This window comes from Actinomycetota bacterium, from assembly GCA_005774595.1.
GTDB lineage: Bacteria > Actinomycetota > Coriobacteriia > Anaerosomatales > D1FN1-002 > D1FN1-002.
This window is the reverse complement of record VAUM01000003.1, coordinates 1-26,635: the sequence shown is the minus strand read 5'-3', so window position 1 is coordinate 26,635 and position 26,635 is coordinate 1. Positions and strand designations below refer to the sequence as shown.

At 70.4% G+C, this 26,635-nt stretch carries 16 protein-coding genes; 1 reads left to right on the top strand and 15 read right to left on the bottom strand.

The window, feature by feature from the left end; genetic code table 11:
• Together FDZ70_00320 and FDZ70_00315 are read right to left on the bottom strand one after the other, a co-directional pair.
• Window positions 1-514 (bottom strand): hypothetical protein (locus tag FDZ70_00320; GenBank protein ID TLM80537.1); only part of this gene is annotated, 514 nt, incomplete at its 3' end.
• Window positions 511-1,818, bottom strand: coding sequence for a cytochrome c biogenesis protein ResB (locus FDZ70_00315; protein ID TLM80536.1), 1,308 nt, complete (start codon window positions 1,816-1,818; stop codon window positions 511-513). The genes FDZ70_00320 and FDZ70_00315, both read right to left, overlap by 4 nt.
• A gap of 2 nt (window positions 1,819-1,820) precedes the next feature.
• Between FDZ70_00315 and FDZ70_00310 the strand changes: the two genes are divergently transcribed.
• Entirely contained in the window at window positions 1,821-3,389 is a 1,569-nt protein-coding gene (locus FDZ70_00310) for a hypothetical protein (GenBank protein TLM80535.1), read from the top strand.
• Between the two features lie 87 nt (window positions 3,390-3,476).
• Here the strand turns inward: FDZ70_00310 and FDZ70_00305 are convergent, their stop codons facing one another.
• From FDZ70_00305 to FDZ70_00245, 13 genes are all read right to left on the bottom strand, one after another.
• Window positions 3,477-12,899, bottom strand: a complete 9,423-nt coding sequence (locus FDZ70_00305; GenBank protein TLM80534.1) for a hypothetical protein — start codon at window positions 12,897-12,899, stop codon at window positions 3,477-3,479.
• Between the two features lie 214 nt (window positions 12,900-13,113).
• Window positions 13,114-14,526: an argininosuccinate lyase gene (gene argH / locus FDZ70_00300; protein ID TLM80533.1), complete on the bottom strand. Its 1,413-nt coding sequence runs from the start codon at window positions 14,524-14,526 to the stop codon at window positions 13,114-13,116.
• The gene (locus tag FDZ70_00295; protein TLM80532.1) at window positions 14,519-14,761 is read right to left on the bottom strand and encodes a hypothetical protein; all 243 of its coding nucleotides are present in this window, start codon (window positions 14,759-14,761) and stop codon (window positions 14,519-14,521) included. The genes argH and FDZ70_00295 overlap by 8 nt, the downstream gene beginning before the upstream one ends.
• Before the next feature lie 4 nt (window positions 14,762-14,765).
• Window positions 14,766-16,010 (bottom strand): argininosuccinate synthase, encoded by a 1,245-nt coding sequence (locus FDZ70_00290; GenBank protein TLM80531.1) that lies wholly within the window; start codon window positions 16,008-16,010, stop codon window positions 14,766-14,768.
• Between the two features lie 5 nt (window positions 16,011-16,015).
• Window positions 16,016-16,459: an ArgR family transcriptional regulator gene (locus tag FDZ70_00285; GenBank protein ID TLM80530.1), complete on the bottom strand. Its 444-nt coding sequence runs from the start codon at window positions 16,457-16,459 to the stop codon at window positions 16,016-16,018.
• Entirely contained in the window at window positions 16,456-17,412 is a 957-nt protein-coding gene (gene argF, locus FDZ70_00280) for an ornithine carbamoyltransferase (GenBank protein TLM80529.1), read from the bottom strand. Before argF ends, FDZ70_00285 begins: the two co-directional genes overlap by 4 nt.
• Window position 17,413: 1 nt before the next feature.
• Window positions 17,414-18,628, bottom strand: a complete 1,215-nt coding sequence (locus FDZ70_00275; GenBank protein ID TLM80528.1) for an aspartate aminotransferase family protein — start codon at window positions 18,626-18,628, stop codon at window positions 17,414-17,416.
• Window positions 18,629-18,631: 3 nt separating this feature from the next.
• A complete protein-coding gene (gene argB, locus FDZ70_00270; protein ID TLM80527.1) occupies window positions 18,632-19,513 on the bottom strand; it encodes an acetylglutamate kinase in 882 nt (293 codons plus the stop codon).
• Between the two features lie 10 nt (window positions 19,514-19,523).
• Window positions 19,524-20,759, bottom strand: a complete 1,236-nt coding sequence (gene argJ, locus FDZ70_00265) for a bifunctional glutamate N-acetyltransferase/amino-acid acetyltransferase ArgJ (protein TLM80526.1) — start codon at window positions 20,757-20,759, stop codon at window positions 19,524-19,526.
• A 5-nt stretch (window positions 20,760-20,764) separates the two neighbouring features.
• Entirely contained in the window at window positions 20,765-21,796 is a 1,032-nt protein-coding gene (locus tag FDZ70_00260) for an N-acetyl-gamma-glutamyl-phosphate reductase (GenBank protein ID TLM80538.1), read from the bottom strand.
• 161 nt (window positions 21,797-21,957) lie between these two features.
• Window positions 21,958-24,390 (bottom strand): phenylalanine--tRNA ligase subunit beta, encoded by a 2,433-nt coding sequence (locus tag FDZ70_00255; protein ID TLM80525.1) that lies wholly within the window; start codon window positions 24,388-24,390, stop codon window positions 21,958-21,960.
• Between the two features lie 34 nt (window positions 24,391-24,424).
• Window positions 24,425-25,486, bottom strand: coding sequence for a phenylalanine--tRNA ligase subunit alpha (gene pheS, locus FDZ70_00250; GenBank protein TLM80524.1), 1,062 nt, complete (start codon window positions 25,484-25,486; stop codon window positions 24,425-24,427).
• 324 nt (window positions 25,487-25,810) lie between these two features.
• Window positions 25,811-26,236, bottom strand: a complete 426-nt coding sequence (locus tag FDZ70_00245) for a signal peptidase I (protein TLM80523.1) — start codon at window positions 26,234-26,236, stop codon at window positions 25,811-25,813.
• Between the last annotated feature and the right edge of the window lie 399 nt (window positions 26,237-26,635).

Here is a 26,635-nt window from a genome sequence, read left to right as displayed (position 1 = left end):
CCGCCGTACCGAATGCGAAGTCGCTCCACGAGTCGTCGCCGCCAGCACCCGGGACCAGCATCGCGATTCCGGCGGTCGAGCCCGCGAGCAGTACCGTGAACGCTGCCCACGCGAGCAGCGCATGCAGGTCGATGATGAGGCTGCGTTCGGAGATCGTGAGCGGCAGCGGTTCCGACTGGAAGAACGAGCCGTACGCCAGCAGCGCGGGTGCCCACGGCAGGAAGAGCCTGCGCAGGCCCTCAGGCACGCCCCACCGGCCGCCGCGGGCCGCGATGACCGCGGCGCACACGAACCACGAGGACGCCATGCCGTTCTCGAAGGTGCCGAATATCGGTGGGTGCCCTGTGACGAGCCACCTGACCGCGATCGAGGCCGTGAGCAGGCCTGTCGCCACGTAGAGGAGGGCATCCGCCCTCTCCGCCGACCGTGGGACGAAGGGCGCGGCAGCCGCAACCACGAGGACGGACAGCGCCGCCCAGTGGAACGCGAGGTGTGCGAAGGCAAGCGCGCTCACCGGGCCTCCTCCCAGCAACGGGCGAGACGCCCGACTGCAGCGCGCTCCGCACCGCGGTACAGATCCACGGTCGCGGCCACTTCGACCGCGCCCTCGGACGACCTGATGACGGCCTCCGAGCGCGGGAACAGCGCACGCACCGCACCGCCGATCCCCAGACAGGCCAGAGCCGCGATGAGGAACGGTGCGCTAGGAGAGGACGTCACGCGGAACACACCGTAGGTGCGCACTCCCTTGACCGTGACGGTCACTTCCTGCGCGCGCGCGGGCTCGCCTATGCCCACCGTCAGCGGCTCACCGAGCCTGCGATCGGTCCGATCGGCGAGGATGCGTGCAGGGGTCACGATGAACCTCGGGTTGCTCAGGTTGAACGACTTCGAGCCGGCGGACCCGCCGCGATCGACGTAGTCGGGCAGGACCTTCAGGTAGATCCTGTAGTCACTCGGGGTGTCCAGTCGGACATCGAGGCTATCCTCCGTGCCCGGCGGGAAGACCTTCATCTTGTACACCGCCGCCTTGCTCTTCCCGAGCGCCGACACCTCGACGATCGGCGCGTAGCCGAAGTCCTCGAGGGCGACCGCGGTGGCCGGTCCCGCGATCCAAGGGGCGCTCACCTTGACCGTGTGCCGCTTGTCGTTCGCATCACGGACCGCCCCGTCCAGCCTTGTGAACAGCAGGATGTCCTCGTGAAACGCCGCCGTGACCCGGTCCAGGGTGAACGAGAGCGCTGGCGGGGGGGCGCTGGTATCGACGCTGTTGTACGACGCCGCCGCGCCGTCGAAGGTCTCCCCCTCCGCAACGACCGCCCTGCCGACGAAGTTCCGCCGGGCGTCGAGCTGTGGGACCGCGGCGAACATCACGAGCAGTATGCCTACGTGCAACACGATCGTGCCGAGGCCGGACCAGCGGTTGCGCGTGCCCCATGCCCACTCCGGCCGGACGACGCGGGTGGCGTAGCCGGCGTCCGCGAGCGCGCGGTCTGCGCGCGCGGCCTCGTACGCGCCCTCCACCCTGACGGGCGCGGGACCCCCGGACGGCGCCGCGCCGGGCAGGCGCGCGGCGCGGCGTATCACCGGACCAAGACGCTGGAGCATGCAGAAGGACAGGGAGACGACGACGAGCGCGTAGACGATGTGGAAGAAGCGCTCCCGAAGGACGATGTTGGCGACCTCGGCCTCGGTGAGGCGGTAGAATTGGAACGGCACCACCCAGATCAGCAGCAGGGCCATCCACGAGACCATGAGCGATGTCGCCAGGCGTCTCGACGCGAACAGCTGCGTGATCCTACGGGGATCGAGGTTCATCCATGCACCAGTCGCCAGGGGGGCATCAGCTCACCGGTCCGATTATACCGTCCGAGCATGGGCCCAGACCTAGCGCCTACGCAGCATCTGCGCTCGTAGCGGGAGTTGCGCTGATACTCTCGCTCGCCGCGGCGGGGTGTCGCGACCGAGCGCCCGCAGCGTACCGCGTCGCCGTCGACAGCATGCCCGCCGAGCGCGTCCGCGTCCTCGAGGACCACAGCGCGGCGCTTCCCGTCTGGACGGCCTATGGCGTGCGTGGCCGCACGGTCGTGCACGTGGATGCGCACGACGACTTCCGCGCGATCTCGGGCGAGCGCCTGCAGCCGTTGAGGCGCGCGGTCGAGAGCGGCGACGCAACGGCCGTGGCGGCGCTGCGGGACGATACGAGCGTCGGCGGCGCGTACAACCTCGGCGACTACCTGTATGCGGCCGCGAGCTCCGGCATCGTCGAGCGCATCGTGTGGGTGGTGCCCGCGGACAAGGGCTCCGGTGACGAAGGCCGCACCGCATGGCGGTCATGGCTCACGGAGCAGGGCTACCCGGCGAGCGACGCCGCGACATTCGAGACGTCAGGAACCGCCGTGACCGGCACGCTCCTCGGCGTCGAGGTGACCATCGTTCCCCTGACGGAGTTCGTCGCGCCTCCGGAGCCCGTGCTGCTCGACATCGACACCGACTACTTTCCCCCGATGCTCGACGCCCAGGGGCTCACAGCGGCGGCGGACGGCCCGCGCAGACTGCTGGTCGAGTTCGGCGGGCGTGGGCTGCGCACCGATCTGGTGACCCTCGCCGCGTCGGTGAAGGGTGACTACCTGCCTCTGCAGTACAAGTGGCTCGAGCAGGTCGTCGTGCTCGGACTCATCCAGCCGGCAGTGCTCAGCGAACCCACGCCCCCGGCTCGCTGGACCTACATGGGAGATGCGCTGTACGCGGAGAGGACCGGGGGTGATTCGATGACCCCCTGGTTCTCCGCCGTCCAGGCATCGCCCGACGAGCCGGCCGCGTGGTTCGGGCTCGGCCGCGCGCAGGTGCTCTCGCTGAGCGCGAAGGACGGCGCCTCATCCGTGGACCGGGCGGTCGCCCTCGACCCGTCGTACGCATACGGATGGCTGCAACTCTCTCGCGAACTCGGGGCGCGCGGGAGGCACGCTGAGGCGCTCGAACTCATCCCGCGCGCAAAGGGCGTGGTGGACGCGTACTACTACGACTTCGCGATGGCCGACGCGCTGTACAACGCCCGCAGCTACGGAGAAGCGGCAGACGCGTACCGGAGGATCACCGAGGCGCACGAGCACCCCGATGCCTGGATGTACCTCGGCGACTCGCTGACCGCCTCAGACCGTGCTGTCGAGGCATCCGCGGCGTACGACCACGGCCTCATCATCCTGCGAAGCGCCACGTTCCGCACCCTTGCCGATTACCCGGACTCGCTCATCCCCCTCGCGCAGCTCGCAGAGTCGAGGGACGACACCTCCACGGCGCTGCGGTACTACGACACCTACCTGCGCGTCGATCCGAACGGCCCCGACGCGAAGACTGCCGAGCGGCGCATCGAGGAGCTCACCCCGTAGCGCCCTCCCCATGCGTCATCGGGGAAACGACGAGGCCGGCGCAGATGCGCCGGCCTCGCCACGCTGTGCTTCCGGCTGCGCGGCCGCCTACTTGGTCGGCAGCGCGTAGTAGTAGTTCGGTGCGCCGCTCGTGCTGGCGTGCTGGGTGCATGACGAGTAGCTGTCGGCGTTGGTGTTGCAGTAGCAGGTGAAGTTGCCCGACGTCGCCGCGATGATGCGCGACTCCCACGCGCCGCCGTTCATGAAGCGGTATCCCATCGGGTCGTTGGTCGCCCCGCCGCTCGTGATGGTCCCGTCGCTGTTGTTGTTGTCGCCCGGCGCCATGCTGTTCCCGTGGATGTTGCCGTTCTTGGGCTCACCGTCGGTGTTGTTCGCGCCGTGACACGCCCAGCACCCGAATCCGGCCATCGGCAGCAGCGTGCCGTCGTTGCATGCGTCGCGGAGGCCGGCGCCGCTGTGACCGACTCGCGACAGCGCTTCGCCGTCCTGGACGCCTGCCGGGAACCCCTTCTCGCCGGTGCCGTAGACGCTCGAGCGATGGCAGTTGATGCAGAAGTTGTCGGGCGCCGTCGCACCGAGCGCGCTGTTCGCGTACTCGACCGTACCGCCGGTGATGGTCACTTTGATGCCGGTGTTCAGACCGGACATCATCCAGCGGTTCGCCGAGCCGTGCGGACCGTCGGTCAGCGCGTTGACCGCGCTCGATCCGTGGCAGTCGGAGCAGGTGACCCGGCTGTTCGCCCTCCAGCCGTCCACGAACGCGTGGTCGAGGCCGCTGGACGGGGTGATGCTCCGTCGCGCCGGGCTGGTGTTCCACACGATCACGTCCGACCACACAGCACCGGAGGCCTTGCTGTAGGTGATCGTCGCTGTCGTCGGCTGGTTCTTGCCGGGCGCGAACAGCGGGTGGATGGCGAACTGCTTCGGGCTGAAGTCCGCTCCGACGTCGGTCATGACGACCGGCGAGGTGATGCCGGCGGTGCCGTGGGTCGTCGGCGCGCCACCTGTGATGACGGTCGGAATGGTCTGGTTGCCCCATGCGTACTTGCTGTGGCACTTCAGACACAGCTGCCACTCGTACGCGGACTCCGCCACCTTGTCGTACTGCGGGATGATCCGCGAGCCGAACGCGCCCACGCCTCCCCAGTCGCCGCTCGCCGCGCCGTTGATGTTGACGCCCCACACGCCCTTGTTGGCGAGCGAGATGGTGACCGCCACGCTGCGGCGTTCGTCAGCGTTGGAGTTGTTCAGCATGTACGTGCCGACGCGCGCCTCGTGGACGTTGTGGCAGTCCTCGCACTCGACGTGGAGGTTGCCGTTCGACGCACCCCACCAGCCGGCGCTCGCCGTGGTGCTGGCGACGTTCGCAGGTGCGGCGACCGATTCCTCGATCGTGTGACGGCGCACCCGAGCCGTGTTTGCCACGTTGTGGCGGTACGTGCCGAGCGTGCTCGTCATCACCTGCGCGATCGATGCGGCCGCCGAGCTCATGGGCCGCTGACCGTAGCCGTCCTTGCCGGCGTTCGCGTTCGTGTGGCACCTCCAGCAGAGGTTCTCCTCGCTGGTGTCACCCGGCCCGGCGTTGATGATGCCCAGCGCCTTGGCCAGCCTGCTCTCGTTCGAGTAGTGCGTCCCGATCTTGTAGGTCCCCGTCATCTTCGAGTCGGCGTCGTTCTCGTCGTCGTGGCACTTCGAGCAACTCGCCCGGAAGATCGAACTCGCACCGTAGGTAGTGTTCACAGTGTAGCTGTGCGCCGACGCCGCGTAGTTCATCGGATTGATCGCCGGCAGATCGGTCGAGCCTCCGGACTTCTGGTTCGCGGTGTCCTTCGTGAACGCGGTGTCATGGCAGTCGAGGCAGATGCCGTAGCTCGGCGTGCCCGCTGGGATGAAGTCCGTGTTCGTGCCCGGGCTCGAACCGCTGGGCTGGGTGCCGAGCGACGAGCGCAGGTTCGCCGACGGACTCGTGACCGACGAGCCGTTGAAGTAGTTGTGGTCGGTGTGGCAGGACACGCACTGCACCGCGGACGCAGAGACCGGATACGTCGTCGCGTTGCCCGGCGCAGCATCACCGCCGCCCACGCCGTTGTCCATGACGTGGTGGAAGTTGACCGTCTTGTTCGCGCCGGTGGCGTCCATCTCGGCCTTCCAAGCGTGGCATCCGTAACACGGCAGGTTGCCGTTGGAGCCACCGCCCGTGGGTTCGTGCACGTCGCTGTGACAGCCGAGGCAGCTCTTCGTGTCGTTCTGGTAGTGGCCGTTGACCATCGGCAGCCTGAGCTTCGGACCGACCGCCTGGCCGGGATTCGACTGCGTGAAGCGGTCGAAACCGAGGGCCTTGATGCCTGCGACGGCCGACGTCCACGCCGAGCCGTTCCAGCCCGAGTTGCCGATCGCGGTGGTGTGACACGCGAAGCAGAACTTGCGCACGCCTGCGTCGGTGCTGACGTCGATCTCACCGGCGCCGTCGCCGACCACCACCGTCGTCGGGCCGCTGAACTGCGTCACGACGAGCAGGCCGTATGTGATCTCGGCCGAGCCGTGCGGGTTGTGGCACGCGTAGCACGGGATCGGAGCGCCCCCGGCGAGAACCGATCCGGTCGTGCTGATCGTCCGGTGGCCTGAACGCGCGCCCGTGCTCGTACCGCCGAGCGTGTTCGGGAACTTGGACTTGATGTCGTCCGCCGCCGGTGCGCCGTCGTGGCAGGTGAAGCAGAACGTCGCGCTCGACTGGCCGTACGTGCTCGTCGATACGGTGCCGCGCAGCTCGTCGAGCGGGTTCTCGGTGCCGTGGACCTCATGGCACTGCTTGCAGTCACCGGACGCGTACGGGTTGGAGGCCTGGAAGTCCGGCCACAGGATGTTGGCGGTCGCGGTCGAGTGCGGCGAGCGCGCCGCGTAGGTCGTCATGCCCGGCCACGAGCCGTCGGTCGGGTAGAACGACGCGGTCAGCGACGGCCTCGACTGCGCCGGGAAGTTCACGGCGGCGGCGTTGTGGCACGCCGCGCACACGCCGGTGTCGTTGGCGGTGACGGTCAGCGCCGCGATCGTGTTCACGTTGCTCGCGGCCTGGTAGCCGCCGAGCAGCTTCGGAGCGGCCGAGCCGTGGTTGTCGTGGCACTTGTCGCAGGCCTGCGTCTCGGTCGTGGCGATCGAGTCGTGGGCGATCCAGTGCGACTCGGCCTGGTAGTTGTCCTGGTCCACGTAGGGGGCGCGGCCCGCGGCGATCAGCGTCGGCGTCATGACGAGCGTCGGCGAGGTCACGCGGGCGGCCGGGGCGCTGCCGTCGTGGCAGTTCAGACAGAACGCGTTCTTCTCGGCGTCGGTGCTGTAGCCCACGGACGTGTACATGTCGGTCGGAGACGAGACCTTCGAGGCCGGCGACTCCTCGTGGACGTTGTGGCAACCCACGCATGCCACGTTCGAGCCCGACGCGTTGGACGTCACCGGGTGGCTGGACGCCTTCTTGAACACGGTCTCGATCCGGCGGCCCGCCTGTGACATGGCCTTGGCGCCGTAGTAGTCGTTGCCGGCCACGTCGCCGCGGTGGCAGATGAAGCACTCGTTCTGCTCGAGCGGGTCGACGAGCGAGCCGCCGAGAGCGGACAGGATGTTGCGCTCGGCCGAGTAGTGCGTGCCGAACTTGTAGGTGCTCGTGAACATCGAGCCGGCGTCCTGCTCGTCGTCGTGGCACTTCGCGCAGTTGGCGAAGAAGTTCTGACCGCCCACCGTCCCCGTGACCATGTACTGGTGGGAACTGCCCTTGTAGTCGGCGCCGTTGATCGCGGAAAGCGTCGGACGCGCGGCGTCGGCCTTCTGGTTCACGTTGTCGCGCGTGCGCACGTTGACGTGACAGCTCAGGCACACGCCCTGGTTGTTCGTGGCCATGAAGTCGGAGTTGGTGGTCACCGACCCGTTGGAGTTCGTGGCGTCCTGGCGCAGGTTCGCGGCCGGGTTCGCGGGCGAGTTGAAGTAGTTGTGGTCGGTGTGGCAGCTCACGCAGTGGACGTCCTGCGGGTTGGTCGGGTACGCGCCCGTGTTCGGCGCGACGTCGCCCGAGGCGGTGTTGCTGCCCAGCGCGTGGTGGTAGGTGTTCGTGCGCGTCGCGCCGTAGGTGGTCTCCATCGACGACTGCCACTGGTGGCACTGGTAGCACGGCGTGCCGCCGTTGGAGATGCCACCCGAAGGCTCGTGCGGGTCGACGTGGCAGCCGTAGCAGCTCGCCGTGTCGCCCACGAGGTGGCCGTTGACCATCGGCAGCCTCAGGTGCGGGCCGGTCGCCGAGCCGGCTGGCTGCGACGTGATGCGGCTGAACCCGACGGCGCGGTCCGCTGCGGTGACCGAGGTCCACGCCGAGCCGTTCCAGCCGGTGTTGCCCACGGAACTGGCGTGGCACGCGAAGCAGAACCGGCGCACGCCGGCGGCCGTGCCCATGTCGATCTCGCCGGTGGTGTCACCGACGGTCACGGTCGTGCCGTTGAACTGCGTCACGACCTGCAGGCCGTAGGTGGTCTCGCCCGAGCCGTGCGGGTTGTGGCACGCGTAGCACGGCACGGCCTGGCCGCCGGCGATGACGGTGCCGGTGGTCGAGATCGTCTTGTGCCCGGCGCGGCCGCCGGAGTCGGCCGAGTTGCCGCCGGCGGACGCCGGGTACAGGCCCTTGATGTTCGTACCGGCGGGCGCCCCGTCGTGACAGGTGAAGCAGAAGGTGTAGGTACCCGGCACGTAGGTGCTCGTCGACACCGTGCCGCGCAACTCGTCGAGCGGGTTCTCCGTGCCGTGGACCTCATGGCACTGCTTGCAGTCACCGGACGCGTACGGGTTGGAGGCCTGGAAGTCCGGCCACAGGATGTTGGCGGTCGCGGTCGAGTGCGGCGAGCGCGCCGCGTAGGTCGTCATGCCCGGCCACGAGCCGTCGGTCGGGTAGAACGACGCGGTCAGCGACGGCCTCGACTGCGCCGGGAAGTTCACGGCGGCGGCGTTGTGGCACGCCGCGCACACGCCGGTGTCGTTGGCGGTGACGGTCAGCGCCGCGATCGTGTTCACGTTGCTCGCGGCCTGGTAGCCGCCGAGCAGCTTCGGAGCGGCCGAGCCGTGGTTGTCGTGGCACTTGTCGCAGGCCTGCGTCTCGGTCGTGGCGATCGAGTCGTGGGCGATCCAGTGCGACTCGGCCTGGTAGTTGTCCTGGTCCACGTAGGGGGCGCGGCCCGCGGCGATCAGCGTCGGCGTCATGACGAGCGTCGGCGAGGTCACGCGGGCGGCCGGGGCGCTGCCGTCGTGGCAGTTCAGACAGAACGCGTTCTTCTCGGCGTCGGTGCTGTAGCCCACGGACGTGTACATGTCGGTCGGAGACGAGACCTTCGAGGCCGGCGACTCCTCGTGGACGTTGTGGCAACCCACGCATGCCACGTTCGAGCCCGACGCGTTGGACGTCACCGGGTGGCTGGACGCCTTCTTGAACACGGTCTCGATCCGGCGGCCCGCCTGTGACATGGCCTTGGCGCCGTAGTAGTCGTTGCCGGCCACGTCGCCGCGGTGGCAGATGAAGCACTCGTTCTGCTCGAGCGGGTCGACGAGCGAGCCGCCGAGAGCGGACAGGATGTTGCGCTCGGCCGAGTAGTGCGTGCCGAACTTGTAGGTGCTCGTGAACATCGAGCCGGCGTCCTGCTCGTCGTCGTGGCACTTCGCGCAGTTGGCGAAGAAGTTCTGACCGCCCACCGTCCCCGTGACCATGTACTGGTGGGAACTGCCCTTGTAGTCGGCGCCGTTGATCGCGGAAAGCGTCGGACGCGCGGCGTCGGCCTTCTGGTTCACGTTGTCGCGCGTGCGCACGTTGACGTGACAGCTCAGGCACACGCCCTGGTTGTTCGTGGCCATGAAGTCGGAGTTGGTGGTCACCGACCCGTTGGAGTTCGTGGCGTCCTGGCGCAGGTTCGCGGCCGGGTTCGCGGGCGAGTTGAAGTAGTTGTGGTCGGTGTGGCAGCTCACGCAGTGGACGTCCTGCGGGTTGGTCGGGTACGCGCCCGTGTTCGGCGCGACGTCGCCCGAGGCGGTGTTGCTACCCAGCGCATGGTGGTAGGTGTTCGTGCGCGTCGCGCCCCAGGTCGTCTCCATCGACGACTGCCAGTTGTGGCACGAGTAGCACTTCGACCCGCCGCTCGAGCTGCCGCCGGACGGGTTGTGGACGTTGTTGGAGGTCGCGGTCGCGTAGTCGCGTCCGTGGCAGGAGTAGCAGGAGGCCGTGTCGGCGAGGTAGTGGCCGTTGACCGGCGGCAGGCACAGATGCGCGCCGCTCGCGCTGTAGGTGGTGCGGTCGATCCCGGCCACCAGCGCCGGCGCGGTGACTGAGGCCATCGCCGAGCCGTTCCAGCCGGTGTTGCCGATGGCGGTCGTGTGGCAGGTGAAGCAGAACTGACGGACCGCGGCAGCGGTCGGCGTGCTCGTCATGACGATCTCGCCGGCCGCGTCACCGATGGTGAGTGTCGCGCCCGCCGAGCGAGTGATGACCAGCAGGCCGTACGCGGAAGCCGAGCCGTGCGGGTTGTGGCAGTAGTAGCACGGCATCGCGCTGCCGGCCGGCAGGACGCCGTTCGACAGCGTCCGGTGCCCGGAGCGCGCGTCGGCGCTCGTGCCGCCGGCGGCGACCGGCCAGTACCGCTTGATGTCGTCGTCCACGACCGCGCGCGAGCCGTCGTGGCAGCCCGCGAAGCAGAACGTCGCCGAGCCCGGCGAGAAGTTCGGGGTCGTGGTGGTGCCACCCACGAGCATGTCGTAGCGGTTCGCCGTGCCGTGCATGTCGTGGCACATGCGGCAGTCGCCCGGCGCCGGGTAGGTCGCGCTCGTGGCGTTCGGCGAGCCGGTGCCGTGCATCGAGCCGGTGTTCGTGCCCGCGTTGTACGGCGTCGTGTACACGGCCTTGCCCGGCCAGCCGCCGTCGACCGGATAGCCCGACGCGGTCACGGACTTGGCGACCGTGGCCGACGTGTGGCAGCCGTAGCACACCGAGAAGTTGTTCGCGGTGATCTCGACCGAGCCGATGTAGGACTTGCCGTCCGTCGTGCTGTAGATGCCGAGCAGAGCGTCGGCGGGACTGCCGTGCTGGTCGTGACACGCCTCGCACTGGATACCGGGGTTGCTGCTGGTCGACGCCACATAGGCCACGTCGGCATGCCGGTTGTACACCGGATTCCAGGTCGTCCGGTGGTCGCCGCCCGCGTTCGTGTACGCGGTGGCGCCGCCGACGATGCCGATCTTCGTCACTGCGTCGTCGGTCGTCCCATTGCCGTGGCAGTCGAAGCAGAAGGTGTTGGCCACAGCGGTCGTGTACGAGTTGTAGCGGTAGGTCGCCGACGGCGTCGTCAGCTGGGTGCGCAAGAGCTTGTTGTACGCATTGCCCGGCGACGGATCGGGTCCGGTGGTCGCGGGTCGGCGGTGCGGCGTGTGGCACGAGTCGCACTCGCGCTGGATGGCGGCCATGTACGAGTTGCGGTGCACGTAGCGGTTCACGTAGAGCGGACCATACGTCGCGATGACGGAGTCGTCCCCGAAGTTGCCCTGCGTGTCGTAGGTGGACCCGTAGCCCCAGATGCGTGTGCCCGAGGTGGCGCCGTGGCACTCGTAGCACGCTGCCGCGGTCTTGGCGCCGAGCGCGCCGGTGTTGTTCACCGAGCCGTGCACCGAGTGGCAGTTGAGGCAGTTCGCGACCTGGTAGCCGCTCACGTACGTGCCGTGCGGGTCCGGCGAGGCGAGCGCCGAGGTCGCACTCACGTTCCCGGACGCGTCCACCGCACGGATCGCGTAGTAGTAGGTGTACTTCGCCGGCACGGTCTCCGTGGCCGTGTTCGCGATCGACGTCGAACACTGCGAGCCGGTGTAGCTCGCCACCTGCGACGGGGTGCCGGTCACCCACATGTAGCGGTACACGCGGTAGCCGATGACGCCCACGTCATCGACCGAGGCGCGCCACGACACCGTAACGCTGGTGAGACCCTCGACGCGCGCGACCGGCCGGTCGGGCGTCGACGGCGGCACGGTGTCGGCCAGCTTCGGGCCGGTGGAGAACGTCACCGGCGGCACGGTGCCGACGGCGTTGCCCGCGCGGTCGCGCACGACGGGCGAGACGCGCAGCGCGTAGCTGCCCGCCGCGAGCGTCAGGCGCGGGCGAACGGTGACGGACCTGCGCGCCGCCGAGTATGTGACCTCGGCGGAGACGTCCGAGCCGCTCGCGTCGGTCAGGCGCACGCCGGACTCGGCGGTCGCCTTGTCGAGCGCCTCGGAGAAGTAGAGCGTGAACTCGCCGGCTCGCACGTTCACGGAGCCCTGGCGCACTGATGTCGAGGCGACCGTCGGCGCCGTGCGATCGACCGGGGTGGCCGCGCGGATGCGCGTCGGCGACCAGGTGTAGGCCGCGCTCCTCAGGCCGGAGGCCGCCATCGGCGACCAGCCGGCGAGCACGCGGACCTGCCAGCGGTTCGCGTTGCGCTCGAGCCATGCGATGCCCGAACCCTGCGCCGTGATCGCGCCGATGTCGCCCGTGCCGCGGTCGTCGAACGCCAGGTTGCGCCGCAGCGGCAGCGAGTACGCGTCCGCGTGCAGGCGCGGACCGCCGGAGTTGTCGATCCAGTAGACGACGCCATCTCCCACCGTCGGGAACGTCTGCTCGCCCACCTGCTTGCGCACGTCGGTGTAGACGCCGGTCACCGTGTCGTACGCCCTGATGTCGAGGCCCTTGGCCGCAGCCTGCGCCCAGACGACGTAGCGCCCGTCGGTGGCCGGGACGAGCTCGTTGCTGCCGGTGCCGGTGAGCGTGGCGTACGTGCCGGCGGCGAGGTTCTTCACTCGGATGTCGGCGTCCATGCGCCCGCCGGCCTGCCCGGAGTAGTCCTCCCATACCACGAGGTCGCCAGCGACCTTCGGACGCTTCTTCGGCCTGCTGTATCCGCTCTCGACCAGGAACTCGCTGCGGGTCGCGAGGTTGTAGCCGTAGATCGCGGGGTTGTACCCGCTGCGGTAGTCCTCCCACACGATGGTGTTGCCCCAGATCGAGGGGTTGATCTGGTCGCCGGCCGCCACGCACACGGGGCTGACGATGCCCGACGGGATGTCGTAGAGGTAGATGTCGGCGTCACCGTTGGCGTAGGTGGCGTACACGACGCGGTCGCCCTGGATCGCGGGCTGGATCTCGTCGGCGGAAGACGAGCTCACGGCCTGCGTGACGCGGGTGTAGGCGTCGAACATGAGGATGTCGTACGAACCGCCCTGACGGTCGGCCCAGACCGCGTACCTGCCTGATATGGCGGGGGTCTCGGGCCGGCGTCCGCCGGCCGGCACAGGTGCGGGCGACGCGCCTGCCGCCACCGCGCCCGCCGTGATGCATGCCAGCATCACGACACAGGTCGCCGCTACCGTGGACCACCTTCGCCTGGACATCCGACCCCTCACTCTCCCAGATGACCTCCGCCGGTCATGCAGGAACCCGAAACGAGACGCGTGCGCACACGTCGCCTTCATCAGTATCGCCACAAACGGCCTGGCTGTATGTGAGCCGCGTCACACTATGGTGAAAGAGTCTTAGCGGCTCCGGGCTCAACTTCCTTATTGTACCCGCGCGCACGCGACGAACGACGGCGAAGCGCGGACGGGCAGGTGGTCGCCCGCGGCGTCGGCGTGGTACGAAGCGACTGCCCGACAAGACCCCGCCGCGGTGCCGTAGCCGCCGAGCGCGTCACCCCGCGGCCGCGCGCCACTCCTCGTCCGCACCCAAGACGGCCTCGGCCAGCGCGATCTGCTCCGTGACGGCCTCGTCGCCGGTGCCGCCCGCGCTGCTGCGGCGCGCCACCATCGCGCGCACGTCGACCGCACCGGGGGCATCTGGTCCGAAGCGCGGATCCGCCGACCGCAGGTCGCCCACGGTCAGGTCCTGCAGCGTGCGGCCCTCGCGCTCGCACTGCAGCACGAGCCGCCCGACGACCTCGTGCGCCTCGCGGAACGGGACGCCCGCAGCGGCGAGGTGGTCGGCGAGGTCGGTGGCGGCCATGAAGCCGCCGTGCGCGCCGGCGAGCATCCGCTCGGCGTTCACCGTCATCGTCGACAGCATCCCGTCGACGGCGCGCAGCGACGCCTCGAGCGTGTCGATCGCGTCGAACGCCGCGGCCTTGTCCTCCTGCATGTCCTTGTTGTAGGCGAGCGGGAGGCCTTTCAGGACCGTGAGGAGCGCCGTCAGGTCGCCGTACACCCGGCCGGTCTTGCCGCGCACCAGTTCAGCGAAGTCGGGGTTCTTCTTCTGCGGCATGATCGAGCTGCCCGTGGCCCACGCGTCGTCGAGCGTGACGAACCCGAACTCCTCGCTCGACCACAGCACGAGCTCCTCGCACAGGCGCGACAGGTGCGTCATCGCAACCGCGCACGCGTAGGTCAGGTCGAGCAGGAAGTCGCGGTCCGAGACGGCGTCCATCGAGTTGGGCGCGACGTGCGCGAACCCGAGCGCTCGCGCGGTCATCGCGCGATCGATCGGGAAGGTGGTGCCGGCGAGCGCGGCACTGCCGAGCGGCATCGAGTCGGCCGCGTCGTACGCATGGCGCAGCCGCTCCGCATCCCGCGTGAGCATCCAGAAGTACGCGAGCAGGTGATGGCCGAAGCGCACCGGTTGTGCCTTCTGCAGGTGCGTGTAGCCCGGCATGACGATGTCGAGGTGCGAGCCGGCCAGCGTCAGCAGGGTCGCGCGCACGGCGCCCACCGCCGCGTGCAGCCGCAGGGCAGCGGCCTTCGCGTACAGCCGCGTGTCGGTGGCGACCTGGTCGTTGCGGGACCGGGCGGTGTGCAGCCGCTTGCCCGGCTCCCCGACCCGCTCGGTGAGCGCCTTCTCGATCGCCATGTGGACGTCCTCGTCGGCGATGTCCCAGACGAAGGCGCCGTCCTCGATCTCGGCGGCGATGTCGCGCAGCCCGGCCACGATGGCGTCGGCGTCGGCGTCGGTGATGATGCCGGTCGCCGCGAGCATGCGCGCGTGCGCCATCGAGCCGGCGATGTCCTCGGCCCACATGCGCCGGTCGACCGGGAGCGACGCGCCGAACTCGAGCGCGAACGCGTCCGGGTCGCGGGCGAACCTGCCGCCCCAGGGCGTGGAAGCGTCAGTCATCGGTGGCCTCCTCGGAGTCCGGGGCGTCGGGGGCGGTCGCGGCAGTCGGCGCTTCAGGGGCGGTCGAGGCTTCCGCGAGCATCCCGCGCGCCGCCGCCGCGGCCTCGGCCCTGCCGCGCACCTTGCCGACGAAGTACCCGCCGAAGAACACGATCACCGCCGGTCCGAAGACGAGCAGCACCGTGAGCAGGATGATCAGCCACTCGGACCCTCCGGGCATGCCGAACGCCGCCATCGCGCTACACCTCGCCTTCCTTGCCGACCTTGCGCCGCGCCCGCGCCCAGACCTTCACGGGCAGGCCCCACAGGTCGATGAAGCCCTTGGCCGCGGCATGGTCGAACGAGTCGGACTCGTCGTAGGTGGCCAGGTCGTAGTCGTACAGCGAGTAGGGCGAGCGCCGGCCCACGGTCACACACGAGCCCTTGAAGAAGCGCAGCCGCACGTCGCCGGTGACGAGCTTCTGGGTGGTGTCGATGAAGCCGTCGAGCGCCTCTTTGAGCGGCGAGAACCACATGCCGGTGTAGACGAGCTCGGCCCACTTCTGCTCGATGCCGAGCTTGTAGTGGAGCACCTCGCGCTCCAGACACAGGTCCTCGAGCGCCTTGTGCGCGGTGATGAGCGCGAGTGCGCCGGGAACCTCGTAGATCTCGCGCGACTTCACGCCGACGAGCCGGTTCTCGATCATGTCGATCCGCCCGAAGCCGTGCCGCCCGGCGATGTCGTTCATCTTCTCGATGATGTCGTGGAAGCTCATCACCTCACCGTCGTAGGCGATCGGCAGGCCCTGCTCGAAGGTCAGCACGCAGTACTCGGCCTCATCACCGGCGTCGGTGCGCGCGTCGTTGGTGAGCGTGTAGATGTCCGCCGGCGGCTCCACCCACGGGTCCTCCAGCACGCCGCACTCGATGGCGCGGCCCCAGATGTTGTCGTCGATGGAGTACGGGTTCTCCTTGGTCGTGGGCACCGGGATGCCGCGCTCTGAAGCCCACTCCATCTCCTGCTCGCGCGTCTTGAGCTCCCATTCGCGCACGGGCGCGAGCACCACGAGATCCGGGTCGAGCGCGGCGATGCCGACCTCGAAGCGCACCTGGTCGTTGCCCTTGCCGGTGCAGCCGTGCGCGATGTACCTGGCCTGGTGCTTGTGCGCCGCCTCGACGAGGTGCTTGACGATGATCGGCCGCGACAGTGCCGAGACCAGCGGGTACTTGTTCTCGTAGAGCGCGTTGGCCTTCAGCGCCCGCGACAGGAACTCCTCGACGTACTCCTCGCGCACGTCGGTCACGATCGACTCGATCGCGCCGATGGAAAGCGCCTTGGTACGCACGAACTCGAGGTCCTGGCGCTCCTGGCCCACGTCGATGGCGAGCGCGATCACGTCGACGTCCTTGTTGTCCTGCAGCCAGCGGATCGCCACCGAGGTGTCCAGCCCGCCCGAGTAGGCCAGAACGCACTTCTCCCTGTCAGCCACGGTACCTTCCCTCATCTCCTTCAGCGCCGAAAGCCCCGGCGCGGTGCGTACCTGCTCAGTGCCCCCACGAGCCCCTCGGCCGCAGCCTCCGACTCCGTGATCAGCAGGACGGTGTCGTCGCCGGCGATCGAGCCGAGCACGTGCTCGAAGCCGCCCGCGTCGAGCGCCGCCGCCACGCCCATCGCCCCTCCCGCGCTCGTCTTCACGAGCACCAGCTGCTGCGAGCGGACCACGCCCGTCACCAGGTCCTCGAACATCCGGTGCAGGTGCAGGTCCTCGGCGAGCACGTACCCGCCGCCCAGCAGCTTCCGCAGGCCGATCTCGGCCGCGTCGCGCGAGACCGTCGCCTGCGTGCACTCGAACCCGAGCGCGCGCAGCCGGTCCACGAGCTCCTGCTGGGTACGGACCGTCCCGCCCCGCACGATGGCGCGAAGGGCGTCCTGCCGCGTGCTCCGCTTCGTCATGACTCGCTTCCCTCCAACAGCAGCGACAGCAGCGCCTGCTGCGCCCACAGCCGATTCTCCGCCTCGTCGAACACCGCCGACGCCGCGCCGTCGATCACCCCGGGCGAGACCTCCTCGCCGCGGTGCGCGGGCAGGCAGTGCAGGAAGACGGCGCCTTCCGAGGCCTGCGCGAACAGGGGCTCGTCCACCGTGAAGCCCGCGAACGCCGCGACCCGCTCGGCGTGCTCGGCCTCCTGGCCCATCGACGCCCACGTGTCGGTCACGACCACGTCGGCGCCGGCGACCGCGGCGGCCGGGTCGGCGCCCACAGCGATCGTCGCGCCGGTGACGTGCGCCTCCGCGAGCGCGCGCGCCTGCTCGACGACCGCCGCGGCGGGCGCGTAGCCGTCCGGCGAGGCCGTCCGCACGTGCATGCCGGTGAGCGCGCCCGCGAGCAGGCAGGTGTTGGCCATGTTGTTGCCGTCGCCGACGTACGCGAGCGTCAGGCCCGCGAGCTTCGCGAACCGCTCCTCGATCGTCATGAGGTCGGCGAGCCCCTGGCAGGGGTGGTGATCGTCGGTGAGCGAGTTCACGACCGGCACCGAGGCGTGCTCGGCGACCTCCTCGACGTGGGCCTGCTCGAAGGTGCGCAGCACGATCACGTCCACGTACCGCTCGAGCGTCTTCACGGTGTCGTGGACGGTCTCCTCGCGCGAGAAGGCGTCGTGCGGGCCGAGCACCACCGGGTGGATGCCGAGGTTCGCGCAGGCGCACTCGAAGCTCACGCGCGTGCGCAGCGACGGCTTCATGAAGACCAGCGCGGCCTTCTTGCCGGCCAGCGTCGGCCGCGGCGCGGCGCGGCGCGGCCACAGGTCCTTGTGCGCGAGTGCGCGATCGAGCACGAGCCGGACCTCGGCGGGCGTGAGGTCGGCCATCGTGAGCAGGTCGCGCCCGGCGAGCGTGTTGGCGGTCATGTCAGGCCGCGCCCCCTTCCTGGGTCTCGATGATGCCGAGGAGCGCCTCGAGCAGCCCGTCGATCTCCGACGGGCCGATCACGAGCGGTGGCAGGAACCGCAGCACGTGCTCGCCGATGCTGTTGATGACGAAGCCCTGGGTCAGCGCGACGGCGGCGACCTTGGCCGCGATCGGCTCGGTGAGCTCGATCGCGTTCATGAGCCCGACGCCGCGGACCTCGGCCACCGCGCCGGTCACGTCCCGGAGCGCGCGCAGGCCGGCCCTCAGCCGCTCGCCCATCACGATCGCGTTCTCGCCGAGGTGCTGCGCCTGCAGCGCCTCGATCGTGGCGAGCGCCGCGACGCAGATCGCCGGCCCGCCGCCGAAGGTCGAGCCGTGGTCGCCGGGCTCGAACGTGTCCGCTGCGCTGCCCTTCGCGACGATGGCGCCGACCGGTAGGCCGTTGGCCAGCGCCTTCGCGATGCACGTGACGTCGGCCTCGACACCGTAACCCTGCTGGGCGAAGGCAGGCCCGGTCCGCCACATGCCGGTCTGCACCTCGTCGAGCACGAGCAGGACGTCTCGCTCGTCGCAGAGCTTGCGTGCGGCCTTCAGGTACTCGGGCGTGCACGGGTGAACGCCACCCTCGCCCTGGACCGGCTCGAGCATGACCGCGCAGGTCTTCGGCCCTACGGCTGCATCGAGCGCGTCGACGTCGTTCTGCGCCACGTGGACGAACCCGCCGGGCAACGGCTCGAACGCGGCCTTCTTGCCGGGCTGCCCGGTGGCCGCGAGCGAGCCGAGCGTCCGCCCGTGGAACGACCCTATCGCCGTCACGATCTCGTGGCAGCCCTCGCCCCTCCGCGACCGGCCCCACTTGCGCGCGAGCTTGATCGCGGCCTCGCACGCCTCGGTGCCCGAGTTGCAGAAGAACGCCTTGCCCCCGCCGAGCAGGCCCGACAGCGTCTCGGCCAGCTCGGCCCGGTGCTCGACGTGGTAGAGGTTGCTGACCTGCGTGAGTTTGGCGACCTGGTTCCACAGCGCCGAGGTGACCGCGGGATGCGCGTGGCCGAGGTTCACCGAGCCGATGCCGGCGACGAAGTCGAGGTACTCGCGACCCGCGTCGTCGAACAGCTTCGGCCCGCTGCCGACCACGAACATGACCGGCTTGCGCGCGTAGGTCGGCAGGTGGAACGCCGCGTCCCGTGCGGACTCCGCGTCGAACAGCACGCCCATGGCCTAGAGCACCGCCTCTTCTGCCGGCTCCACGTCGTGCGTGAGCATCGTGCCGACGCCCTCGTCGGTGTAGACCTCGAGCAGCAGCGCGTGCGGGACCTTGCCGTTCAGGATGTGCGCCCGGCGCACACCGCCGTCGAGCGCGTCCACGCACGCCTGCACCTTCGGGATCATCCCGGCGCCGAGCGTATCGCCGCTGATGCGCGCCTTCGCGTCCGACAGCGGCATCGCCGAGAGCAGCGAGTCCTTGTCGTCGAAGTCCTCGTACACGCCGTCGACGTCGGTGAGGAAGATGACTTTCTCGCTGCCGAGCGCGACGGCGAGCGCCGAGGCGACCGAGTCCGCGTTGATGTTGAACGAGCCGCCGTCGTCGCCCGCGCCCACGCTCGCGATGACCGGCACGAAGCCGTCCTCGATGAGGTTGGTCGCGACCGTGGTGTCGATCGCGGTGATCTCGCCGACCCGCCCGAGCCGCGCATCGAGCTGCGTGGCGCGGATGAGGTTCGCGTCGTCGCCGGCGATGCCGACGGCGAGCCGGCCGTGCGCGTTGATGGCGGCGACGAGCTCCTTGTTGACCTTGCCGACGAGCACCATCTTGACGACTTCCATCGCCGCCTCGTCGGTGACCCGCAGACCGTCGACGAACTCGACGGGCATGCCGAGCCGCTCCATGTACTGCGTGATCTCCGGTCCGCCGCCGTGCACGATGACGGGATTCATGCCCATGAGCTTCATCAGCACGACGTCCGAGGCGACCATGTCGCGCAGCGCCGGGTCGGTCATCGCGGCGCCGCCGTACTTGATGACCACGGTCTTGCCCCAGGCGCGCTTGATCCACGGCAGCGCCTCGGTGAGTGTCTCGGCCTTGGACAGCAGGTCCTTCATCACGGCTTCCTCAACTCCTGTACTCGCCGTTGATCCGCACGTACTCGTAGGACAGGTCGCAGGTCCAGACGGTGGCCTCGCCGCTCCCGAGGTGCAGGTCGACGGCCACGTCGATGTCGGTCTCGGCGAGCGCCGCGGCAGCGGCGTCCTCGTCGAACGCCAGGCCCGTGCCTCCGACGCAGGTCGGGATGCCGGCGAAGGTGACGTCGAGCTTCGCGGGATCCACCTGCGCGCCCGACTTGCCGACCGCCGAGACGACCCGGCCCCAGTTCGCGTCCGCGCCGAACAACGCCGTCTTGACCAGCGGCGAGTCGGCGATCGAGAAGGCGGCGCGCTCGGCGTCCGCCTCGGAGACGGCGCCGGTGACCGTGATGGTGACGAACTTGGTGGCGCCCTCGCCGTCGCGCACGATCATCTTGGCGAGCCGCTCGCAGACCTCGGTGACGGCCGCGGCGACCGCCTCGTACGCGTCCGCGCACGCGGGGTCACCCGGCGCGAGCGCGGGGCCGCCCGCCTCGCCCGAGGCCATCAGCAGCAACATATCGTTCGTGGAGGTGTCGGAGTCGACCGTGATCCGGTTGAAGGTCCGGGCCACGGCGGCGCGGACGACCTGCTCGCACGCCGCCGAGGTCAGCGGCGCGTCGGTAGTGACGAACGCGAGCATCGTGGCCATGTCGGGCCGGATCATCCCTGAGCCCTTGGCCATGCCGCCGACGGTGTAGCGCGTGCCGCCGGCGCTCACGGTGAGCGCGGTCTGCTTCACGAAGGTGTCCGTGGTCATGATGCCCTCAGCAGCCGCGTCCCCGGCCGCGTCGTCGAGCGCGGCGACCGCGTCGGCGATGCCCGGCAGCATCGCGTCCATCGGCAGCGCGACGCCGATGACCCCGGTCGAGGCGACGAGGACCTCGCCCGCGTCGCACCCGAGCGCGTCCGCGCATGCGGCGGCCATCGCGGCGGCGTCGGCCGCGCCCGGCTCGCCCGTGCACGCGTTGGCGTTGCCGGAGTTCGCGACGACAGCGCGCGTGGTTCCGCCGGCGACGTTCGCCCGCGACAGGTGCACCGGCGCGGCGGCCATCGTGTTGGTGGTGAAGACCGCCGCGGCCGGCACGGCGCCGTCCTTCGCCGCCAGCACGACCACATCCCGCTTGCCGGACTTCTTGATGCCGGCGGCCACACCGGACGCGAGGAACCCGGCCGGCGCCACGATGCCGCCCTCGGCGTGCCCGAACTCGTAGGTCGCAGCCATGGCCGTCACACCACCGGGACCGAGTGGTCGAGCCCGGCCGTCTCGTCCATGCCGAGCGCCAGGTTCGCGCACTGCACGGCCTGGCCGCTCGTGCCCTTGACCAGGTTGTCGATCGCGCACGCGACCACGAGCACGCCGCTGCGCTCGTCGAGCTTGACGCCCAGATGCGCCCGGTTGCTCCCCCGCACCTCGGCGGTCGAGGGCATCCGTCCGTCCGGGTGCACGGTGACGAACGGCTCGCCCGCGTACGCGTCCGCGTAGACCTGCGCCGCGCCGTGCGCGCCCACGCCCGCCCGCAGGTACGCGGTGACGAGCATGCCCCGCGTCATCGGGACGAGGTGCGGCACGAACGTCACGGTGACCGGCGCGCCCGCGACCCGTGCGAGCTCCTGCTCGATCTCGGGGGTGTGCCGGTGCTCCGCGACCTTGTAGGGATTGAGCGCCTCGTTCGCGCTGACGAAGTGCGTGGTGGTCGAGGGGGTGCGGCCCGCACCCGAGACGCCGGACTTCGCGTCGATGACGATGCCGTCAGGAGAGGCGATGCCCGCCGCGAGCGCCGGTGCGATCGCGAGCAGCGCCGCGGTCGGGTAGCAGCCCGGGCACGCGACGAGCCGCGCGCCGGCGAGCGCGTCCCGGCCGCCGAGCTCGGGCAGGCCGTAGACGGCGTCGGCGAGCAGGTGCGCCGCGGTGTGCGGTACGCCGTACCACTCCTCGTAGGCGGCGGCGTCCTTGAGCCGGAAGTCGGCCGAGGCGTCGACGACCGTCACGCCGGCGTCGAGCAGGCCCGGGGCGACCGCCATCGCCGCGGTATGCGGCACGGTGAGGAACGCGAGCTGCGCGGAGGCGAACTCGGCCGCCTCATGCGCTACGTAGGTGAGCTCGCAGCCGGCGAGCGCCGGGTAGACGTCCGAGACCTTCCGGCCGGCGTCCTGCGAGGACGTGACGGCGACCAGGCGCATGCGGGGATGTCCGAGCACGAGGCGCGTCAGCTCCGCGCCCGCGTAGCCCGCCGCTCCAAGTATCGCCACGTCCACCATGCGTCCCACCGCCTCGTTGTCGGATGCGTGGTGGAATCATGCACCATTGACGCATGGAATGTCAAGAGTATGCGCCACCGTGTCGTGCCGATGCGCGGCGCGAGCGCGGCGACGGTGCATCGCGCAGGCGCGTCATGCACGCGGACGCAACGCAGCCCGCTCTACCCGCGCAGTTCGGCCCCGACCGCCCCGCTCACCTTGCGCACAACCTTGTCGTGAGCGGCGCGGACCTCGTCGTCGGTCAGCGTGCGGTCCGGCGCACGGTACGCGAGCGCGAACGCGACGCTCTTGCGCCCGTCGGCCACGCCCTTCCCGCGGTAGACGTCGAAGAGCCGTACGCTCTCCAGCAAGTTGCCGCCCGCAGCGCGGATCGACTGCTCGAGCCGCTCGCAGGTGACGTCCTCGTCCACGACGAGCGCGACGTCCAGCTCGACCGCCGGGAAGCGCGGCACGTCGCGGTAGTCGCCCGCATCCACGGCCGCCCGCAGCAGCGCGGCGAGCTCGAGTTCGAAGAGCACGACGGGCGCGGCCGCCTCGAACGCGTCGCACACGTCCGGATGCACCTCGCCGAGCCATCCCGCGACCTCGTCGCCGACGAGCACCTCGGCCGAGCGTCCCGGCTGCAGCCAGGGGCGGTCCGCCGCGCGCACCTTCCACGTGGCGACGCCGAGCGCCTCCGTCAGCGTCTCGACCGCGCCCTTGCCGTCGAAGAAGCCGAGTCCGGCGGGCGAGTTCGGCGTGGCCGCCGGGTCGCTCCACGCTGGGCGCGCCCACACGCCCGCGAGCGCGCCCGCCACGACCTCGCGCTCCTTGGGCTGCTTGCGGCCGTCCGCGCCGACGAACACGGCGCCGATCTCGTAGAGGTGCACGTCGGGCACGCCGCGGCGCTGGTTGTACGAGACCGAGCGCAGCAGGCCGCACGCGATGGTCGGACGCATCACCGACTGCTCGACCGACATCGGGTTGAGCAGCTCGACGGCCGCGTCGCCCTCGGCCGGCTCGCGGCGCAGGCGCCCCAGGTCGGCCGGGTCGATGAACGAGTAGGTCATCGTCTCGTTCAGCCCGGCTTCGCGCAGCGCCTCTCCCGCGCGCTCGCGCAGGCGCTGCTCGCGCGTGAGCCCGCCGGCACGCCCGCGGCTCGCGGGCAGCGTGCCGGGCACGCGCTCCATGCCGTACACGCGCACGACCTCCTCGACCAGGTCGATCTCGCGCTCGAGGTCGGGGCGGAAGGTCGGGACTGTGGCCGTGAGGACGTCGGGGCCGCCGTCCACGGTCAGCCCGAGCCGGCGCAGGATCGCGGCGGCGTCGTCGGCGGACAGCTCCGTTCCGAGTACCGCGTTCATGCGCGCGACGCGCAGCTCGAGGGTGCGCGGCTCGGCCACGCGCGGGTACTCGTCGACCACGCCCGGCGCCACCGTGCCTCCCGACACCTCGGCCATCAGCTGCGCCGCGCGATCGGCGGCCGCGACGCAGCCGCCAGGGTCCACGCCGCGCTCGAAGCGGATCGACGCCTCCGACACGAGCCCGAGTGAGCGGCTCGTGCGCCCGGTCGACGCCGAAGCGAATGACGCGCTCTCGAGCAGGATGTCGACGGTCGCCTCGGAGACCTCGGTGTTCTCGCCGCCCATGACGCCGGCGAGCGCGACGGCGCCGTTCGGGTCGCAGATGAGCAGCATCTCGGGCGTGAGCACCCGGTCGGCGCCGTCGAGTGTGCGCATGCGCTCACCCTCGCGCGCGCGGCGCACGATGATCTGCGCGCGGCCGTCCTCGGTGGCGAGCTTGGCCGCGTCGAACGCGTGCAGCGGCTGGCCGAGCTCGAACATCACGTAGTTGGTGACGTCGACGATGTTGTTGATCGGGCGCGCGCCGCACGCCGCGACCTTCTCGGCGAGCCAGTCCGGCGACGGGCCGATCCTCACGCCGCGGATCAGGCGCGCGGTGTAGCGCGGGCACAGGTCGGGATCCTCGATGCGCACCCCGACGTGCGCCGCACACGGCTCGCCGGACTCCTCGGGAGTGCTCGCCGGCATGCGCGCGTCCAGCCCGAGCACCGCGCCGACCTCGCGCGCGACGCCGGCAACCGACATGCAGTCGGCCCGGTTCGGCGTGATCTCGAGCTCGAGCACGGTGTCGCCGGACCCGTGGTACTCGGCGAACGGCACGCCCACGGGCGCGTCGGCCGGGAGGATGAGCAGGCCGGACCCGTCGCCGGGCACGCCGAGCTCGGGCGCGGAGCAGTTCATGCCGGCCGACTCGACGCCGCGCAGCTTCGCGGCCTTGATCGTCATCCCGTTCGGAAGCGTCGTGCCCACGAGCGCGACCGGCACCTTGTCCCCGGCCTCGAAGTTCTGCGCGCCGCACACGACCTGCAGCGGCTCGTCCGCGCCCACGTCCACGCGCGTGACCCACAGCTTGTCGGCGTCGGGGTGCCGCTCCTTCGCGACCACCTGCCCGACGACCACGCCGTCGGGCACGCTGCCGCTCTCGATCACCGCCTCCACGGCGGTGCCGGTCATGTCGAGCTTGTCAGCGAGTTCACGCGGAGTGAGCGTCACGTCCACGAGCTCGCGTAGCAACTTCATCGAGACACGCATATCGACACAGACCCCTTCCGGTCCGGGAGGTTCGTCAGAACTGCCGCAGGAAGCGCATGTCGCCTTCGACGAGCACGCGCAGGTCGGGCACGCCGTACTTCAGGCACGCGATGCGCTCGACGCCCATGCCGAACGCGAAGCCCGTGAAGCGTTCCGAGTCGATTCCGACGTGCGCGAACACGTTGGGGTCGACCATCCCGCAGCCCATGATCTCGAGCCACCCGGTGCCCTTGCAGAAGCGGCAGCCCGCGCCGTCGCAGATACCGCAGCTCACGTCGACTTCCGCCGACGGCTCCGTGAACGGGAAGAAGTGCGGACGGAAGCGGGTGCGGCGCATCTCGCCGAACATCTGCTTGCAGAAGTGGTCGAGCGTGCCTTTGAGGTCGCCGAAGGTGATGCCCTCGTCGACCACGAGGCCCTCCACCTGCGAGAACTGCGGCAGGTGGCTCGGGTCGGCGACATCGCGGCGGTAGACCTTTCCCGGCGCCACGACGAAGATCGGCGGCTCGTGCGCCTCCATGTATCGCACCTGCACGGGACTCGTATGCGTGCGCAGCAGCACGTCCGACGGCCCGCCCGCCGTGGCCGCCTCGCCCGACAGGTCCTTCACGTAGAAGGTGTCCGACAGGCTGCGCGCCGGGTGGTCCGGCGGCGTGTTCAGCGCCGTGAAGTTGTAGAAGTCGAGCTCGACCTGCGGCCCCTCGGCCACGCGGTAGCCCAGGCCGATGAAGATGTCGACGATCTCGGCGGCGATGCGGTCGATGAGGTGCCGGTGCCCGGGCGCGCGACGGCGGCCCGGGAGGGTCACATCGGCGGCCTCGGCGGTCAGGCGCGCGGCGGTCTCACTCGCGCCGAGCTCGGCACCGCGCGCGGCGAGCGCGGCCTCGAGCGCCTCGCGCACCTCGTTCGCGGCCTTGCCCGCGGCCGGACGCTCCTCGGCGGACAGGGCGCCGAGCCCTCGCAGCACGCCGGTCAGCGACCCCTTCTTGCCGAGGTACGCCACGCGCACCTCGTCGAGCGCCGCGGTCGAGCCGGCGGCCGCGATGGCGGCGAGCCCCTCGTCGCGCGTGGCCTGCAGTTCCTCGATCATGCCCATGGACGCTCGCTTCCCTCGTCCCGTGCGAATGAACGGAGCCGGCCTCCGCCCTCGGTATCGTCCCAAGGACGGGAGCCGGCTCCCGCGGTACCACCCTGGTTGGCCGCATCGTGCGCGGCCCGCTCAAGCCCGGACTTCCCATCCGGTTCGGCCTGGTATCGGAGGCTTCCGGCTCCCCTACACGCGCCGCGCTCGATCGCGCCCGGCGGTTCAGTTCGCGGCTGGTGGAGTGAACCGCGCTCGCCTCGCCCGCCGGGCCCCTTCCAGTCGTGGGGAGCCCTCCCTGGCGACGGTGCGTCGTGCTTGGCTTCGCGCGCCTCTCCGTCACTGCCTGTCGCTATGCGATTGAGGCAGGATTCTAGCACAGACACGGGCCGCATCCTGCACGGATGCCGAGACCCAGCGCCGTGCCTTCCCGGCAGCGACCACCGCCACGACGCGGCCTTCCACGGCCCCGCGGGCGAGCGGTTCCCGATCGGTGCTCGGGTTGGCATCGCCGCGTGTCGCGAGCGTGCCGTCGGCGTGCATCGCCACCACGCGGTGGAGCACGCGGCCGTACCCCTCGCGCCCGAACAGGATCACGTCGCCGGTGTGCGCGTCCGCGCCCTTGCGGACGATCGCCACGTCGCCGGCCTCCAGCGCGGGCGCCATCGAACCGCCGCCCACGAGCATCACGCGGTGCGTCGGCGCGAACGCCGCGAGCGCGACAGCGGCGACGGCCAGCGCCACGCGCCGGAGGACGGCGCGCACCTACCTCACCTGCTCGGCGTCGACGTACAGCGAGAGCTTCGCGTAGTCGCCGGCCAGGTCGTTGCCGGCGGACGCCGGCAGTCCGACGCCCACGCGCACCTGCGTGCGCGCGCCGGGCTGCAGCGTGACCGGGTTCGTGCGCAGGCCCGCCATCGTGCCCTCGTAGAGCAACGCCCCGTCCTCGGCGGTGACCTTGCAGGTCAGCGCGTTGAAGAAGTCGGTGATGCCGGCCTTCTTGACGGCCGTGACGACGAAGTCCATCGGTAGGGTCCCGTCGTTGACGACCGTGAGCGGCCGCCACTCGACCGTGCCCGGTGCCAGTGCGCCGATGCAGACCGCAGCGGCGGTCGGCTCGGCCGAGACCGCCACCGTACCGGCGGTGATCAGGTTGTCGGGCAC